Origin of the sequence: Candidatus Venteria ishoeyi (assembly GCF_030378065.1) — a bacterium.
Lineage (GTDB): Bacteria > Pseudomonadota > Gammaproteobacteria > Beggiatoales > Beggiatoaceae > Venteria > Venteria ishoeyi.
The window spans coordinates 1-16,081 of sequence record NZ_JAUCGJ010000016.1 but is presented as its reverse complement, the minus strand read 5'-3'; the positions used below and the strand labels follow the sequence as shown (position 1 = coordinate 16,081).

General features: G+C 46.1%; 16 protein-coding genes. 13 read left to right on the top strand and 3 right to left on the bottom strand.

Annotated features, from left to right (window positions below; translation table 11 throughout):
• Positions 1–11: 11 nt before the first annotated feature.
• The 7 genes from QUF61_RS07140 (at position 12) to fabB (ending at position 5,729) form a co-directional block, all read left to right on the top strand.
• Complete coding sequence (locus tag QUF61_RS07140) at positions 12–560, top strand: Hcp family type VI secretion system effector (RefSeq protein ID WP_103921053.1); 549 nt, start codon at positions 12–14, stop codon at positions 558–560.
• Between the two features lie 12 nt (positions 561–572).
• On the top strand, positions 573–1,118 hold the full coding sequence (locus QUF61_RS07135; RefSeq protein WP_103921054.1) for an Hcp family type VI secretion system effector: 546 nt from the start codon (positions 573–575) through the stop codon (positions 1,116–1,118).
• An 86-nt stretch (positions 1,119–1,204) separates the two neighbouring features.
• Positions 1,205–1,900 carry a c-type cytochrome gene (locus tag QUF61_RS07130; RefSeq protein WP_289681151.1) on the top strand — a complete coding sequence of 232 codons (696 nt, stop codon included), beginning with the start codon at positions 1,205–1,207 and terminating at the stop codon, positions 1,898–1,900.
• A 201-nt stretch (positions 1,901–2,101) separates the two neighbouring features.
• A complete protein-coding gene (gene rfbA, locus QUF61_RS07125) occupies positions 2,102–2,980 on the top strand; it encodes a glucose-1-phosphate thymidylyltransferase RfbA (protein WP_103921056.1) in 879 nt (292 codons plus the stop codon).
• Between the two features lie 9 nt (positions 2,981–2,989).
• A complete protein-coding gene (locus tag QUF61_RS07120) occupies positions 2,990–3,934 on the top strand; it encodes a DnaJ C-terminal domain-containing protein (RefSeq protein ID WP_103921057.1) in 945 nt (314 codons plus the stop codon).
• Between the two features lie 33 nt (positions 3,935–3,967).
• Positions 3,968–4,501, top strand: a complete 534-nt coding sequence (fabA, locus tag QUF61_RS07115; RefSeq protein WP_103921058.1) for a 3-hydroxyacyl-[acyl-carrier-protein] dehydratase FabA — start codon at positions 3,968–3,970, stop codon at positions 4,499–4,501.
• Between the two features lie 13 nt (positions 4,502–4,514).
• A complete protein-coding gene (fabB, locus tag QUF61_RS07110) occupies positions 4,515–5,729 on the top strand; it encodes a beta-ketoacyl-ACP synthase I (protein ID WP_289681149.1) in 1,215 nt (404 codons plus the stop codon).
• A gap of 60 nt (positions 5,730–5,789) precedes the next feature.
• Here the strand turns inward: fabB and QUF61_RS07105 are convergent, their stop codons facing one another.
• The 3 genes from QUF61_RS07105 to QUF61_RS07095 are packed head-to-tail and all read right to left on the bottom strand — an operon-like array spanning position 5,790 to position 8,522.
• Entirely contained in the window at positions 5,790–6,782 is a 993-nt protein-coding gene (locus tag QUF61_RS07105) for a thiamine pyrophosphate-dependent enzyme (RefSeq protein WP_103921060.1), read from the bottom strand.
• A gap of 1 nt (position 6,783) precedes the next feature.
• The gene (gene porA, locus QUF61_RS07100) at positions 6,784–7,956 is read right to left on the bottom strand and encodes a pyruvate ferredoxin oxidoreductase (RefSeq protein ID WP_289681147.1); all 1,173 of its coding nucleotides are present in this window, start codon (positions 7,954–7,956) and stop codon (positions 6,784–6,786) included.
• Positions 7,956–8,522, bottom strand: coding sequence for a 2-oxoacid:acceptor oxidoreductase family protein (locus QUF61_RS07095; protein ID WP_103921062.1), 567 nt, complete (start codon positions 8,520–8,522; stop codon positions 7,956–7,958). The genes porA and QUF61_RS07095 overlap by 1 nt, the downstream gene beginning before the upstream one ends.
• 285 nt (positions 8,523–8,807) lie before the next feature.
• Here QUF61_RS07095 and leuD point away from each other — a divergent pair, with 285 nt between their 5' ends.
• From leuD to QUF61_RS07065, 6 genes are all read left to right on the top strand, one after another.
• A complete protein-coding gene (gene leuD / locus QUF61_RS07090) occupies positions 8,808–9,470 on the top strand; it encodes a 3-isopropylmalate dehydratase small subunit (RefSeq protein WP_103921063.1) in 663 nt (220 codons plus the stop codon).
• An 89-nt stretch (positions 9,471–9,559) separates the two neighbouring features.
• Positions 9,560–10,633 (top strand): 3-isopropylmalate dehydrogenase, encoded by a 1,074-nt coding sequence (gene leuB, locus QUF61_RS07085; protein ID WP_103921064.1) that lies wholly within the window; start codon positions 9,560–9,562, stop codon positions 10,631–10,633.
• Positions 10,634–10,893: 260 nt separating this feature from the next.
• Complete coding sequence (locus tag QUF61_RS07080; protein ID WP_289681146.1) at positions 10,894–11,229, top strand: hypothetical protein; 336 nt, start codon at positions 10,894–10,896, stop codon at positions 11,227–11,229.
• Positions 11,226–11,783: a hypothetical protein gene (locus QUF61_RS07075; protein WP_103921066.1), complete on the top strand. Its 558-nt coding sequence runs from the start codon at positions 11,226–11,228 to the stop codon at positions 11,781–11,783. The genes QUF61_RS07080 and QUF61_RS07075 overlap by 4 nt, the downstream gene beginning before the upstream one ends.
• A gap of 65 nt (positions 11,784–11,848) precedes the next feature.
• The gene (locus QUF61_RS07070; protein WP_103921067.1) at positions 11,849–12,871 is read left to right on the top strand and encodes an aspartate-semialdehyde dehydrogenase; all 1,023 of its coding nucleotides are present in this window, start codon (positions 11,849–11,851) and stop codon (positions 12,869–12,871) included.
• Between the two features lie 133 nt (positions 12,872–13,004).
• Positions 13,005–16,081: type IV pilus assembly protein FimV (locus QUF61_RS07065; RefSeq protein WP_289681145.1), on the top strand; the 3,077-nt coding region annotated here is incomplete at its 3' end.

Genomic DNA, 16,081 nt, shown 5'->3' with positions numbered 1-16,081 from the left:
GAGGAGGGGTCATGAGTACCAGTGTTTTTTTAAAGATTTATCCTACGACAAAAACCGGTGATTTTTTCAAAGGCAATTCTCAGGTTAAGGCGCATAAAGAATGGATTGAGATTCAGGAATACAGTCACACATTCCAGCAACCCATTACCGCAGCGACCCGTAGCAGCGATCTGGCCCCTTCCGCACGTTGTAATCATGAACCCGCAAGCTTTAAAAAGTTTAATGATAATGCCACTGATAACCTGATGAAAGCCTGTTGGTTGGGACAGTGTTTGGATTTGACCATTTGTATTTATCGCTCACTGGGGGATTTGACAGGCCCTGTAGGCCCAAATAATAAAAGCCTGGTGATTAATATGGAACGGGCTTACATTACTGAATACAACATTACGCCAGGTGCTGAGGAAGGTGGCACGGAAGAAATTAAAGTGGTTTATAATTATATTCAATACGCATTTGCGGAACTTGATTTTGCCCAAGGCAAGCTCAAAAGCGCACGTCAGGCGGTTGACTGGAACTGGACAACAAACGAAATCACTGCAAAATTACCAAGTTGGTAAGGGGAAGAGAAAATGGCTGCCAGTATTTATCTGAAAATTTACCCCACTGATCAAAAAGGCAGTTTTTTTAAAGGCAACAGTCAGGTTAAAACCCATAAAGAATGGATAGAGATTTTTGACTTAAGTCACAGCTTTACGCAGCCTGTCAGCTCGGCAACCCGTAGCAGCGAACTCGGTCCCTCCGCACGTTGTAATCATGAAGGACTGGAATTTAAAAAATACAATGACAATGCCTCAGATAACTTAATCAAAGCCTGTTGGATTGGGCAGTGCCTGGATGCGCAAATCTGTATTTATCGCTCTCTGGGGGAAGCCAGCCCGGTTTATAAAAATAATAAAAGCATGATGATTAGCATGAAAAAAGCCTACATCAGCGACTATACGATTGAACCTACTGCTGAAGACGGCGGCACTGAAACAGTTAAACTGGTGTATAACTATATTCAATATGCCTTTGCGGAACTGGACTTTAGCAAAGGTAAACTAAAATCAGCACGGCAGTCAATTGATTGGGATTGGACGACGAATGAAGTGACTGAGAAAACACCGACCTGGTAATTCTAGTTTGTCACTTTTTCTTTAAAACAGACTGTTTCGGGAATGCGTGATAGCGGTTTCCTGGAATCTGACAAAGTAGAAGTAATATGATGATAACTCATTTCCCCGCTTACCTATTATTGATAACAAGCAGTCTGGCAGCAGCCCAGCAGCAGGAAGCCAATCCAGCAGCGCCCTATGTACAATCCCAGCTTAATATTTGCGCGGAATGTCATGGCGTGGATGGCATTAGTACAAATCCTGAGATTCCCATTATTGCAGGACTGGCAAAGAAAACCCTGCAACGTGCTTTATTTGCATTTCAGGCGGATAAACGCCCTAATTTAACTGCTCAGGGCCACGCTATTCAAGCGCATTTATTGCAAGGCAACAGCGACTTAAGACAAAGAGAAAAAATTCAGCAATTATCCCGCTATTATGCAGCACTAGGTTTTACCCCTGCCGAGCAAACTCAGGCATTTAAACAGCTTACGCCACAACAAATGGAAAAAGGGAAAGCGTTGCACCAGACCTATTGCGCGAGGTGTCATAAAAAGCAGGGGCGTATTGATAACAATGGAGTGGGCATACTTGCCGGACAATGGCTGCCTTACCTGCGCCACAGCATGTCAGATTTTCAAACAAACAAACGCGAAATGCCACAAAAAATGGTAAAACGTCTCACTGCGATGAATGAGGCGGAACTAGATGATATTAATGCAGGTGTTAAAGAAATGGATTGGCTGGAATTATTGCTGTTATATTATGCAGCCCAGGCAAAAATGCCAAATCTATCGCCATAATCCAAAATAAAGACTAAAGCCTTAGCATCCATTAGTGAGCATTAGTGATTAAATCATTAAAAAAATTAAAAACTTGATATACTGACCGGTTTTTTTAATCCTGTTTTTATTTTTATGGGGAAAACTCGCCTCATTAAAAACAGGTGCTAAAAACAAGGATTAAAAACAGACTTTTCATTCAACATCACGGACAAGGGCACAATGAAAGGCATTATTCTCGCTGGGGGTTCCGGTACACGACTACATCCCGCAACCCAGGCCGTCTCCAAACAATTATTGCCAGTTTATGACAAACCCATGGTGTATCATCCACTGTCTACCCTGATGTTGGCGGGAATTCAGGATGTTTTATTGATCTCCACGCCACAAGACACTCCGCGTTTTGAACAATTACTGGGTAATGGCAGCCAATGGGGGATTTCCATCCAATATACGGTACAGCCAGAACCTGAAGGTCTGGCGCAGGCTTTTATTATTGGTAAATCGTTTATTGGTAATTCTCCCTGTGCTTTGATTCTGGGCGATAATATTTTTTACGGGCATGATTTCCAAACCCAGTTACATAAGGCAGCAAGCCTGACGGTGGGTGGGCGCGTATTTGCGTATAAAGTCGGCGATCCGGAACGCTATGGCGTGGTTGAGTTTGAGAAAGGTTCCAATAAGGTCATCAGCCTGGAGGAAAAACCTCAAAAACCCCGTTCCAGTTACGCGGTAACCGGTTTGTATTTTTATGATAATCAAGTGGTGGATATTGCCCGACAGATTAAACCTTCACCCCGTGGTGAATTGGAAATAACGGATATCAACCAGCACTACCTGGATAATGCTCAACTGAATGTGGAAATCATGGGTCGCGGCATGGCCTGGTTGGATACCGGTACCCATGACTCGCTGCTGGAAGCGGCGGCTTATATTGCCACCATTGAAAAACGCCAGGGGCTGAAAATTGCCTGTCCTGAAGAAATTGCCTGGCGCATGGGTTATATTGATGATGCTCAGCTTGAACGCCTGGCCAGCCCTTTATTAAAAAGTGGTTATGGTGTTTATCTCCAGCAATTATTATCTTTGGATGTGCGCTGAGGTCGCCAGATGGAATATAAGGATTATTATAAAATCATGGGTGTACCCCGTGATGTCACGCAGGATGCATTAAAAAAATCCTATCGCAAATTAGCGCGTAAATACCACCCTGATGTCAGCAAGGAAGCCAATGCTGAACAAAAATTTAAAGAAATTGGTGAAGCTTACGAAGTCTTAAAAGATCCCGAAAAACGTGCGGCTTATGAGCAATTGGGTTCTCAATGGCGTGCCGGCGAACAATTCAAACCACCGCCAAACTGGGACTCAGGTTTTGAATTCAGTGGCAGAGGTGGTGCAGGCACTGGCGCAGGTTTTAGTGATTTTTTTGAAAGTTTTTTTGGTCAGCGCAGCGGCTTTTCCGGTCATACTGGCAGCCAGGGTTTTCCACAAAAAGGTGAAGATCACCACGCTAAAATTTTAATCAGTCTGGAAGATGCGTATTCTGGTGCCAGTCGCGCGATTCAGTTAAACCTTCCGGCAACCAATGCTCAGGGTCACTTACGTTCACAAAAACGTACCTTGAATATCAAAATTCCCAAAGGTGTCATTGCCGGACAAAAAATTCGTCTCACAGGGCAAGGCGGGCCTGGCAGACATGGTGCCAGAGCCGGGGATTTATATCTGGAAATCGCATTTGAAGAGCACCCCTTATATCGAATTGAAGCGCGCGATTTACATCTGGATTTACCGATCACCCCCTGGGAAGCTGCTTTAGGTGGGCGCATTGAAATCCCAACACCGGGTGGTACCTTAGGTATTAAAATTCCCGCTGGCAGCCAGTCCGGGAAAAAAATGCGCCTGAAAGGTCGTGGCCTGCCCGGTAAAATCAGTGGCGATTTGTATCTGATTTTGCAGATATTCACCCCGCCTGCGGATAATGAAACAGCGCAGCAGTTTTACCAAACGATGGCAAACAGCCTGCCCCTGGATCCCCGAGAAAGCTTTTTCTCCTAACCGCTTATTCACAACAACTAAAGAACCACTTTTATGGCAAATTCAACGAACTTTACCCAACAAAACAGTTATAGTCGCGATGAACTGCTCGATTGCGCGCAGGGCAAAATGTTTGGCCCTGGCAATGCACAACTGCCCATGCCGCCAATGCTGATGTTTGATCGCATTGTCAGTATTACTGAAGATGGTGGTGCTTATGGTAAGGGCCAGATTGTTGCTGAATTAGACATTGATCCATCATTATGGTTTTTTGATTGTCATTTCCCTGGCGATCCGGTAATGCCGGGTTGTTTGGGCTTAGATGCCATGTGGCAGTTGATCGGCTTTTTTCTTGGCTGGATGGGCGGCCCTGGACGTGGTCGCGCGCTGGGTGGTGGTGAGGTGAAATTCACCGGGCAAGTTACCCCGGAGAAAAAGCGTGTAGTCTACAATATTGATATGAAACGCGTTATTATACGGAAATTGGTCATGGGCATTGGCGATTGCAGCATGTCGGTAGATGGCAAGGAAATTTACACCGCAAAAGATCTGCGCGTAGGTTTATTCCAGAATACCGAAAACTTTTAAGGAGTTAAATACATTGAAACGTGTAGTCATTACCGGTATCGGCATTGTTTCCAGTATTGGAAATAATAAACAGGAAGTTCTGAAATCTTTACAAAATGGAGACTCCGGCATCAATTTTGTGCAGGAATACGCAGATTTAGGTTTTCGCAGCCATGTGCATGGCGGTTTAAATATTGATCTGGCGGCTGAAATTGATCGTAAGCTCAAACGCTTCATGGGTGATGCCGCAGCTTATAATTATATCGCCATGCGTGAGGCCATTGCCGATGCGCAACTGAGTGAAGACTTGGTATCCAACACCCGCACTGGCCTGATTATGGGTTCTGGTGGCGGTTCCTCAGAAAATCAGGTGCTGGCAGCAGATTTATTACGTAAAAAAGGGCTGCGCCGAGTCGGGCCTTATATGGTACCACGCACCATGTGCAGTACCACTTCCGCCTGTCTTAGCACGGCCTTCAAGATTAAAGGGCTGAACTACTCTATCAGTTCCGCCTGTTCCACCAGTGCGCATTGTATTGGCAACGCCGTGGAACAAATTCAAATGGGCAAGCAGGATGTGATGTTTGCCGGTGGCGGTGAAGAACTGCACTGGAGCATGACCATGTTGTTTGACGCTATGGGTGCGCTGTCTTCCAAGTACAACGACAACCCAGGCATTGCTTCGCGTCCCTATGATGCCAACCGTGATGGTTTTGTGATTTCCGGTGGCGGTGGCGTGGTGGTACTGGAGTCGCTGGAACATGCGCAGGCACGCGGTGCAAAAATCTATGCCGAAGTCATTGGCTATGGCGCAACCTCTGATGGCTACGATATGGTTCAGCCCTCTGGTGAAGGCGCAGTGCGCTGTATGCAGCAGGCAATGGAAACCGTTTCCACGCCGATTGATTACATCAACGCTCACGGCACCAGCACGCCTGCTGGCGACTTAAAAGAACTGGAAGCCATGCGCACGGTATTTGGCGATGGCAAAATGCCCCACGTTAGTTCCACCAAATCCCTGACGGGTCACGCCCTGGGTGCAGCAGGCTCCAATGAAGCCATTTACAGCTTGTTAATGCTGGAAAATGATTTTATTTCTGCTTCAGCCAATATTCAAGAGCTTGACCCCGGCGCGGCAGGTATTCCCATTGTGCGTGAAAAAATTGAAAATGCTGGACTCAAAACCGTGATGTCCAACAGCTTTGGTTTTGGCGGCACCAATGCCTGTCTGGTGATGCAAAAACTGTAAGCTTTAAAGGCACGCACGCCTGTGGCGTGTGTGCCTTTAACAATATAAAATGGACGGGGTTTAAGCCCGCCGCAGTCCTCCACGTTGTACCAGCGTCATGCCCTCATCATCAAACGCGCTACTGCCGTGACCTTTCAGTTCGTATACTTCAATATTATGATCCGCAATCGCTTGAATATGTGCTAATTCCTGTTGTGCGCGCAGATCATTTTTTTTGAATAAATGGCGGAAACGTCCCTGCTCCTTGAGATAATCTTCTACAGGTCGGGGGTTACGGATAGGTAATACACCAGTTAAACCGCCACGCTCGATTTCAATAATAGGAAATAAACCGGTTTGTACCGCAAGTCGTCCCACCTCAATAGTTTTTGCGCCATCAAAACCCCAGCCCAGCGGACAGGGCACATGAATCTGTAAAAAAGTTGGGCCATCTATCGCCATTGCACGGCGTACTTTTTTGCGAATATCTGAAGGCCATGCCACAGAACTGGTAGCGGCATAAGGAATATGGTGCGCCGCAACAATTGATACCATATCTTTTTTCAGATGACGTTTTCCCATGCGTTCTTTGCCGGGGGGCGAAGTGGTCGTCATCGCCGCGTGCGGAGTGGAGCTGGAACGCTGGATACCGGTATTCATATAGGCTTCGTTGTCAAAGCAAACGTAGAGCACATTATGCCCCCGTTCCAGCATCCCGGACAATGCCTGAAAGCCAATATCAAAAGTGCCGCCATCACCGCCGAAAGCCAGCACCTTAGTGGATTTTTTCTGGGCTTTTAAGGCCGCTTCCATACCGGCGGCAATCGCTCCGGTATTTTCAAACAAAGAATGCATCCAGGGCACGCGCCAAGCGGATTCTGGCCAGGATGTGGTAAAAATTTCCAGACACCCCGTGGCATTGGCAATCATGACATCAGGGCCAGCGGCCTCTGTCACCAGGCGCGCGCCTAAAGCTTCACCACAACCCAGGCAGGCGCGGTGTCCGGCAGTCATGCCCTGAAAACGAGGTTGTTTTTGCCGCAAATTTGTTGCGGGAATGGTTGTTTCCTGCATGTCAGCGATCCTCTTGTGGTAATTTATCCAGTTGCACATCCAGAATCTGGAAATGCCCAGGCGTAGCCTGACTTGCTGCATCCAGCAAGCGTGGCACAATATCCAGCGGAATATCGCGCCCACCGAGACCAGCGGCGCAATTAAACAGTTGTGGACGGGTTTCCACTTCACTGAGCGCCGCCAATACCTCATTGCCGACGATACCACCGCTGCCGGGTGATAAGGCGCGCTCCAGCACAATCACTCGTTCTGCACCTGCGCAAGCCTGTTGTATCGCTTGACGTGGGAAAGGTCGGAAGCAGCGCAGTTGCACCAGTTTAATAGATTCCTGTTGCGGGTATTCCTGTAATGAGGCCTGCAAAGTGCCTAATACTGAACCCATGCTTAAAATCACTGTTTTAGCTTCCGGGTCACCCATCGTTTTCAGCAAACCACCATAACGACGTCCGCAGACTTCGCCCCAGTCTTCATCTGCTGCGATAATTTCTGTTGCCGCATTGAGTAACGCCTGATGATGGGAGTGACGGGCTTCGGGATAAAAATCTGGAGAAACCAGGGTTCCCATGCTGATAGGATTAGTAGGGGTTAAGGTGCGGGAGAACTGATATGCAGGCAAAAAGCCATCCACCTGTTCCGGCTCCGGCACATCAATGCCTTCTAAAGTATGGGTCAGGGTAAAACCATCCACACAGACCATTACCGGCAGTTCACAACGCTCGGCAATGCGATAGGCTTGAATCGTGGTATCTACGGCTTCCTGATTATCTGCGCAATAGAGTTGTATCCAACCGGCATCACGCACTGACATGGAATCCTGCTGATCATTCCAAATTGAAAGCGGACTGGAAACAGCGCGGTTGGCACAGGTTAATACCAGCGGCACCCGACTGCCTGCAATGTTGTACAACACCTCTGCCATCAACAAAATTCCCTGGGAAGCGCTGGCAGTATACGCCCGGGAACCCGCCATTGCCGCGCCCAATGCCACTGAAGCGGCAGAAAATTCACTTTCCACGCTGACAAATTCACAATCCAGCTTACCATCAGCCACCAGTTTGGAAATATTCTCCACAATGTGGGTTTGCGGGGTGATAGGATAAGCGGAAATAACTTGTGGACGGCATAAGGCCACCGCGCGCGCCAGGGCTTGAGAGCCTTCTAGTGCTTCTAACATCAGGCCACCTCCGTTTGTAAATCAGCCCAGGCTGCTTGCGGCACCTGGGTGGCTGCTTCTGCAATCAATGCCAGGTTATTGTCTAAAATCTTACCCTGAAAACGTCTTCCCAGGGCTTGATTTAAGGCATCCAGCGGCAAGATGTCCGTCAGGGTCAGAAAAGCTGCCAATAAAGCAGTATTTGGCACTGGCCTGCCCAGAATTTTCTGCGCCAATCCGGTTGCGGGAAGGGTCGCAACGGTAAAATCATTACTGATGCCGGAAATGGGCTGGCGCGCATTGACCAGGATGCCGCCACCGGGTTTTAAGCCGTCTAACACGCCGGGTACATGTAACAGCGCCTCATCCTGAATAATCAGAAAGTCCGGCGTCTGCACCTGATTGCGCCGTTTAATCGGGCTGTCTTTAATGCGTACAAATGCCGTTACTGGCGCACCGCGCCGTTCTGCGCCAAAATTGGGGAACGCCTGCCCATAGCGGTTGACTTCAAAGGCTGCGGCAGCCAGCAAATAGGCCGCCACCACGTTGCCTTGTCCACCGCGTCCATGAATGCGGATTTCCAGCATAACACCAAGCCTCTTCAATTTAGGAAAAAGATGGGCAGACCATAGCACAGGCCTATGATATTTTCATTAGCAAATTTTCTAAATAACTTGAACCCGGCGTAAGATTTTTTTAGAAAAAACAGTCAAATTTGGTACATGCTACTAATAACTTGGCGTGAGAAGAAAGCGGTTTTTTGCGCAATTAGCGCAAAAAGAAGCTTATGTCGAACTCAGGTTAAATATGAAATCATAGGTCTAATAATGCTATGATGTGCTTTTTTTTAATCAGATGGTTTTTTGCCTTTCATGGATGCTTTTACAACATTAGATGCCTTGGTTGCGCCATTGGATCGTGCCAATGTCGATACCGATGCAATTATTCCCAAGCAGTTTCTTAAATCGATTCACCGCAGTGGTTTTGGACCGAACTTGTTTGATGAGTGGCGTTATCTGGATTGCGGTGAAGTCGGGCAGGATTGCAGCGCACGTCCGCTAAATACGGACTTTGTGTTAAATCAGCCACGTTATCAAGGTGCGCAGATTTTATTGGCGCGCACTAATTTTGGTTGTGGTTCATCACGGGAGCACGCGCCCTGGGCATTGTTAGATTATGGTTTTCGCGCCATTATTGCCCCCAGTTTTGCCGATATTTTTTTTAATAATTGTTTTAAAAATGGTATTTTACCGATTATTTTGGAAGAAGATGTCATTGAAAATCTGTTTCAGGCTGTTACCCGTAGCGAAGGGTATCGCTTAAACATTGATCTGGAAACGCAATCTATTAGCGCGCCCTCAGGCCCGGTTATTAAATTTGAAGTTGAGCCATTTCGTAAACATTGTTTGCTTAATGGGCTGGATGATATTGGTCTGACTTTGCAACATGCGCAAGAAATTCGTCAGTATGAACAAAAACAAGCCCAGATAACACCTTGGATGTTTGCGGCTAAATTAAACCAAAAATCAGCGTGAAGCAAAAAGCAGTTTTTTTGTGCCTTAAAGTACAAAAAAGAAGCTTTTGCATAACACCAAGATTTAATCTTTAACATAGAAAAAATCACATGAGTCAGAATATTGTTATTTTACCGGGCGATGGTATTGGCCCGGAAATCGTTGCACAAGCGGTTAAAGTCCTGGAACACCTGCGTGATGAGCGAGGGCTGGATATTACCATGCAGGAAGCTTTAGTCGGTGGCGCGGCGATTGATGCCACAGGCGGCCCCTTGCCGGGAGAAACCTTAAACCTGGCGAAAGCCGCTGATGCAGTTTTATTAGGCGCGGTCGGTGGTTATCAGTGGGAATCCCTGGATGCCTCGATTCGCCCGGAAAAAGGCCTGTTAGGTTTGCGCGCAGGTCTGGAATTGTTTGCCAACTTACGCCCGGCTTTATTGTTTGAAGAATTAGCGCAAGCTTCAACCTTGCGCCCAGAAGTGGTTGCGGGCCTGGATATTTTAATTGTCCGTGAATTAACCGGTGGCATCTATTTTGGTCAACCGCGTGGCGTGCGCACCCTGGAAAATGGTGAGCGTGAAGGTTATAACACCCTGGTATACCGGGAAAGTGAAGTCGAACGTATCGCCCGGGTTGCGTTTAGAGCAGCGCAAAAACGCAATGGCAGATTATGTTCTGTGGATAAGGCCAATGTGCTGGAATCCACTGAGTTATGGCGTGAAGTGGTGAACCGGATCAGCAGCGATTACCCGGATGTGGAAGTCTCTCACATGTATGTAGATAATGCCGCCATGCAGTTGGTACGCGATCCCAAGCAATTTGATGTACTGGTAACCACTAATATGTTTGGTGATATTTTATCAGATTTAGCCTCTATGCTCAGTGGCTCTATTGGTATGCTGCCCTCCGCGTCATTGGATAAAAACAATAAAGGCATGTACGAGCCAATTCATGGTTCGGCACCGGATATTGCCGGACAGGATAAAGCCAACCCGCTGGCGACGATTTTATCGGTGGCAATGATGCTGCGTTATTCGCTGCAACAACCCGCTTTAGCTGATGTGGTGGAAACTGCGGTGCAGAAAGTTTTAGCCGATGGTCTGCGCACTGCGGATATTTGTGCAGCTGGACAAACACCTGTGTCAACCACGCAAATGGGTGATGCGGTCTTGGCTGCTTTGTAAATAGTTGCAGGCATATTCTCACTGATTAAGGAGTGAGGATGAAATAAATACAGAAACTGGGCACAGGATTTTCATTCATTTTCAAGGCGTGAAAACAGGCGCATAGCAAGCTATGTAACTGTTTTCACAACGTAGAAAATGGAGAAAAAGACCAGCCAAGTTGCTGAAGTTATAAAATTCTCACTCCTAAGTATCCAGTTGTTGATTATAACAACTGGACTCTACTCTATATAAATATGATGATAAACAGGATTGAAGAAATGAATGATAACCTGGACACTAAGTGTATAGAAGATATGCTAAATGATGACGAGAAATCAAGATTCAATAGTGGAATAGGAATAGTAAAAATATTGAGCAATGAAGAGGTAGAAGAAATATTTGATGAAGCTGAAATAGAGGAAATAAATGAAATTAAAAATCATATTCATAATGATGATGCTGAAGAATATGATTATGGAGGTTGGCACTCAATGGACAAAATGAATTTTAGTACTGTAAAAGAAATAGGGAACTATGGACATATTTTTGAAATTAATGAAACTGGTGTAATTTATATTGGTTGTGCTGACTATATGACAGAAAAAGAGTTATGAGTATAGAAAAAATATATGACGATTTTTGTACTGATATATCAGCTATAGAGCAATTATCTGATATTAATGTAGAAAATAAAGCCCATTTAGAACGACTGCTCTATGCTAATGTTATTACATTGATGGAAACATATTTAATGGATACATTTAAGTATGCCATATCAAGTGATGATAATTTAAAGAAAATTTTCATTGAAAAGTATTTAAAGTTTAAAAGTGAAAAAATAAATGTTAATAATATATATAAAACATTAAACTCCATTGAGGAAAATTATATTCTTGGTACTAGTGGTAAGGGGATGCTATTTCATAATAGGCGTAATATCATAGTATATCTTATTGTGATAGATTTACAAACTCCAGCAGAATTGACATATATTTATTCAGCCATTTCAAAACGCCATGATATTGTCCACAGAAATGGTAAGAATATTAGAGATGAAAAGACTAACTTAACTAGTCCAAGCTTAAATGAATTAATTAGCGAGATGAAGGGTTTTATAGAAAAACTACATAATAAATTAATAACTTTAGACATTCCTGATTCTACATAACTGAGTGGTATTAATTTATCATCACAACTTATAATTTTAATTTATAGATAGAGGTTATAGCAATAATGAGTCGTTTATACGATGTTGCAGTTGTTGGCGCAAGCGGTGCCGTGGGTGAAACCATGTTATCCATTCTTGCAGAGCGTAATTTTCCGGTAGGTAAAGTCTACCCACTGGCGAGCAGTCGCAGTGCGGGTAAAAAAATTCGCTTCAAGGATAAAATGCTGACAATTGGCAACCTCGAAGAATTTGATTTCTCTAAAGTGCAAATTGGTTTATTTTCACCCGGTGCCTCAGTATCTAAAGTCTATGCGCCCATCGCGGGTAAAGCGGGTTGCGTGGTGATTGATAACACGTCTCAGTTTCGTTATGACGATGATATTCCACTGATTGTACCGGAAGTGAATCCTCATGCGATTGCTCGGTATAAAAAGCACAATATTATCGCCAATCCTAATTGCTCAACCATTCAAATGCTGGTTGCCTTAAAACCCATTTATGATGCGGTAGGGATTGAGCGGATTAATGTGGCCACTTATCAGTCGGTATCGGGTACTGGCAAGCCTGCTTTGGAAGAATTAGCAGGACAAACTGCTGCGCTATTGAATATGAAAGAAGTAGATACTAAGGTTTATCCTAAACAGATTGCATTTAATGCATTGCCACAGATTGATGTTTTTATGGATAATGGCTACACCAAAGAAGAAATGAAAATGGTGTGGGAGACCCAGAAAATTTTTGAAGATGATAATATCCAGGTCAATCCTACCGCAGTGCGCTTACCGGTATTTTTTGGGCATTCTGAAGCATTGCATATTGAAACCCGTGACAAAATCACGGCTGAACATGCGCGTGAATTGTTGGAAAGCTTCCCGGGCGTGGTGGTCGTTGATGCGCATGAAGATGGTGGTTGGCCGACCGCAGTGACGGAGGGTGCTGGTAACGATCCGGTTTATGTCGGACGTATCCGCGAAGATATTTCTCACCCTAAAGGGCTGAATTTATGGGTTGTCGCCGATAATATCCGCAAAGGGGCTGCGCTCAACAGTATTCAGATTGCGGAAATTTTGATAAAAGACTATATATAATTTATAGTTAGTGGTAACTTATAAAGTAACTTGTTAAGAGTTTTTAATATTGCCACCTTGAAATTATTTAAAATTTTATTTTCAAGGTGGTTGCTATCCGTATAAAAAATGGTGATGGAACGGAGAGACTGTAATGACGCGTAAACTTGCTGTAGTATTGAGCCTCTTGATCAGCATGGCTCTAAGCAGCGGTGCTTTTGCACTGGGACTGGGGAATATTCAGGTCAAATCCAAGTTAAACCAGCCATTGAATGCAACCGTTCAATTGCTCTCAATTCCCCGGGGAGATGATGACAACGTCAAAGCGACGTTGGCCAGCCAGGATGCTTTCCGGCGTGCAGGTCTGCAACGACCTTCGATTCTTTCGACGCTGAAATTCAGCAAGGTACATATCACCTCTGGCAGACGTGGTGCAATTCGCATATCCACCCTGCAACCGGTCACTCAGCCGTTTTTAAATTTCCTGATTGAAGTTAATTGGCCTAATGGGCGTATTTTGCGGGAATATACGGTGTTACTGGATCCGCCGATATATGGCGATGAAACACCTGCTGCTGTACAAACAGCAACCCGTAGTAAGCGTCCTGCCAGCACCACTTCCCGCACCCTCAGCACACGTCCTGATCAGCCCAAACGCATGATATTTACTGCCGATGGCTCTCTTGTACCGGCTGCAACGGATAAACCTCGCACCTCAACAAAAACAGCGGGGAGTCCCATACAAAGTAAAAAAATTCGTAAAGGCGACACCTTGTGGGTGATTGCAAATCGTATGCGTCGTGGCACAGATATCAGTCATGAGCAAATGATGGTTGCGCTGTATGAGGCTAATCCTCACGCATTTATTCGCGGTAATATCAATTTGCTGCGCAAAGGCGCGACATTAAATATGCCGGAACAGGAAGATTTGGCTGCTGCCAGTAATAAATCTGCATTGCAAATGATGCATCAGAAAAAACGCAGTTGGGGACGTTATCAAGATAAATTAGCGGCAAAACCGAGTAAAGCGGCACGCACTAAACGCATTGCCAGCGCCCCTGCAATAGCGCCTGTTACTCCCCTGATGCCGGAAAAAGGCCGCTTATCCATTCTCAGCGCAGGTGGTGACAGCCAAGCCGCAAGTGGCAGTGGCGACAAGGTTAATGGTGCCTTACGCGCGCAAATCACGGCATTAGCAGAAGAAAATAAAGCTTTAGCAGAAGAAAATAAACAATTCCGAAAAGAGTTGTCAGAAATGCGTGGCATGATGGATGACACGCAAGCAAAAATGGAAAGACTGTTACAGGTTAATAGTGAAGTTTTAGCAAAACTGGCTAAACAGGCCGAAGGACAAGGAAAAGCTGCTCCAGAAGTACCTGTAGAAACGGTAGAAACGGCGGCAGCCCCGCTAATCTCATCAGAAAAAGTAGAAACCACGACTGATACAGCAGAGAAAGCAACCACTGAAACAACAGAAGAGAGTGCTGCAACAACAGAAGTGACACCAGAGGCAGCACCAGCAGAAGTTGTCAGCAAACCAGTAAAAAGAATTTCTCTGAAAAACTTGACAGGTGGCAGTCGTACTGATGAAACGGATGAAGATGAAACAGTGGCGACTGCTGAAGAAGCAGATGCTTCTGTAAGCACAGCAGAAGATGTGGATGCGCAAGAGGCTGAGGACGAAACGGCGGCTACTGAAACTGCTATCGATGTTGATACTGCTCCAGGTGAAGCAACTGAAGTGGCAGCAGTTGAGCAAGCTGAAACCGTAGAAACCACACCGGCAACACCACCTAAAACGGTTGTTATGGAGCAAGATGGCGGCATCATGCCAATTATTGATGGCTGGCTGGCAACGATTAATGAAATGATACCAGGTGGCTGGATGAGTGTCGCTGGTGGTATTGGCGGTTTACTGGCATTGTTAATTGGCATACCGATGGTTAAAAAACGTCGCATGGAAGCTGAAGTGCAGCGTGAAATGGAGGCATTAGATCAGGGAGAAATGCCCGAAGCAGAACTTGAGTCTTCTAAGGCTGAAACCTCTACTGAGTCAGATACCTGGGATGAAGATGCTTTAACTGGACAGGGCGTCGAGACGGAAACGGGTAAAGTAGCACCAAATACCGCAGATGTGCTGGAAGAGGTTGAAGTTTATATTGTTTATGAGCGTTTTGAGCAAGCAGAAGAAGTCTTGGATGCTGCATTGGCTGAAAATCCAGATCACCCCCCTTTCCTGCTTAAACGTCTGGAATTGGATGCGGCACAAAAACAAGTAGATGCTTTTGAAAGTCACGCAATGGCATTACACCAAGCAACTGGAGGCCAGGGGGATGAGTGGGAAACTGCTCAAAAACTTTGGGATGGGCTTGAAACCGGTCGTCCTTTATTAAAACAATCAGAAGATGGCGGCTTAGGTGAAGTTGCTGCTGTTGCAGGGGCTGTGGGTCTGGCAGGTGCTGCCACAGCAGCATTGACAAGTGAAGATGTTGAAGCCGCATCACCCGAAGCGGACATGGACCTGGATATACCAGGAGAAGAAGCTGATTCACTGGATTTTAGTAGCACAACAGAAGCGGCGACAGATGAAGATGAGTTAAATTTTGATCTGGATACCGATATGGGCGACGATCTGGATATGGCTACCGAATCTGGTGATAGTGGTTTGGAAATGCCTTCAGAGACTGAAACAGATGCCGACTCCGCTACAGATGATATGGATTTAGATTTTAATCTGGGCGATGACGACATGAGCCTGGACCTGGGTGAAGAGCCTGGCGCTGAAGACGAGCTGGACCTGGGCGATGACGACATGAGCCTGGACCTGGGTGAAGAGCCTGGCGCTGAAGAGGATCTGGACCTGGGCGATGACGACATGAGCCTGGACCTGGGTGAAGAGCCTGGCGCTGAAGATGAGCTGGACCTGGGCGATGACGACATGAGCCTGGACCTGGGTGAAGAGCCTGGCGCTGAAGATGAGCTGGACCTGGGCGATGACGACATGAGCCTGGACCTGGGTGAAGACAGCGTTGCTGAAGACGAGCTAGACCTGGGCGATGACGACATGAGCCTGGACCTGGGTGAAGAGCCTGGCGCTGAAGATGAGTTGGACCTGGGCGATGACGACATGAGCCTGGACCTGGGTGAAGAGCCTGGCGCTGAAGATGAGCTGGACCTGGGCGATGACGACATGAGTCTGGACCTGGGTGAAGAGCCTGGCGCTGAAGATGA

Bases quoted from the DNA above. Each gene is read 5' to 3' on its own strand.
- QUF61_RS07135 (WP_103921054.1), top strand. From the start codon at position 573: ATGGCTGCCAGTATTTATCTGAAAATTTACCCCACTGATCAAAAAGGC.
- QUF61_RS07140 (WP_103921053.1), top strand. From the start codon at position 12: ATGAGTACCAGTGTTTTTTTAAAGATTTATCCTACGACAAAAACCGGT.
- QUF61_RS07075 (WP_103921066.1), top strand. From the start codon at position 11,226: ATGAGTATAGAAAAAATATATGACGATTTTTGTACTGATATATCAGCT.
- fabA (WP_103921058.1), top strand. From the start codon at position 3,968: ATGGCAAATTCAACGAACTTTACCCAACAAAACAGTTATAGTCGCGAT.
- QUF61_RS07095 (WP_103921062.1), bottom strand. From the start codon at position 8,522: ATGCTGGAAATCCGCATTCATGGACGCGGTGGACAAGGCAACGTGGTG.
- leuD (WP_103921063.1), top strand. From the start codon at position 8,808: ATGGATGCTTTTACAACATTAGATGCCTTGGTTGCGCCATTGGATCGT.
- QUF61_RS07120 (WP_103921057.1), top strand. From the start codon at position 2,990: ATGGAATATAAGGATTATTATAAAATCATGGGTGTACCCCGTGATGTC.
- QUF61_RS07080 (WP_289681146.1), top strand. From the start codon at position 10,894: ATGAATGATAACCTGGACACTAAGTGTATAGAAGATATGCTAAATGAT.
- leuB (WP_103921064.1), top strand. From the start codon at position 9,560: ATGAGTCAGAATATTGTTATTTTACCGGGCGATGGTATTGGCCCGGAA.
- porA (WP_289681147.1), bottom strand. From the start codon at position 7,956: ATGTTAGAAGCACTAGAAGGCTCTCAAGCCCTGGCGCGCGCGGTGGCC.
- rfbA (WP_103921056.1), top strand. From the start codon at position 2,102: ATGAAAGGCATTATTCTCGCTGGGGGTTCCGGTACACGACTACATCCC.
- QUF61_RS07105 (WP_103921060.1), bottom strand. From the start codon at position 6,782: ATGCAGGAAACAACCATTCCCGCAACAAATTTGCGGCAAAAACAACCT.
- QUF61_RS07070 (WP_103921067.1), top strand. From the start codon at position 11,849: ATGAGTCGTTTATACGATGTTGCAGTTGTTGGCGCAAGCGGTGCCGTG.
- QUF61_RS07130 (WP_289681151.1), top strand. From the start codon at position 1,205: ATGATGATAACTCATTTCCCCGCTTACCTATTATTGATAACAAGCAGT.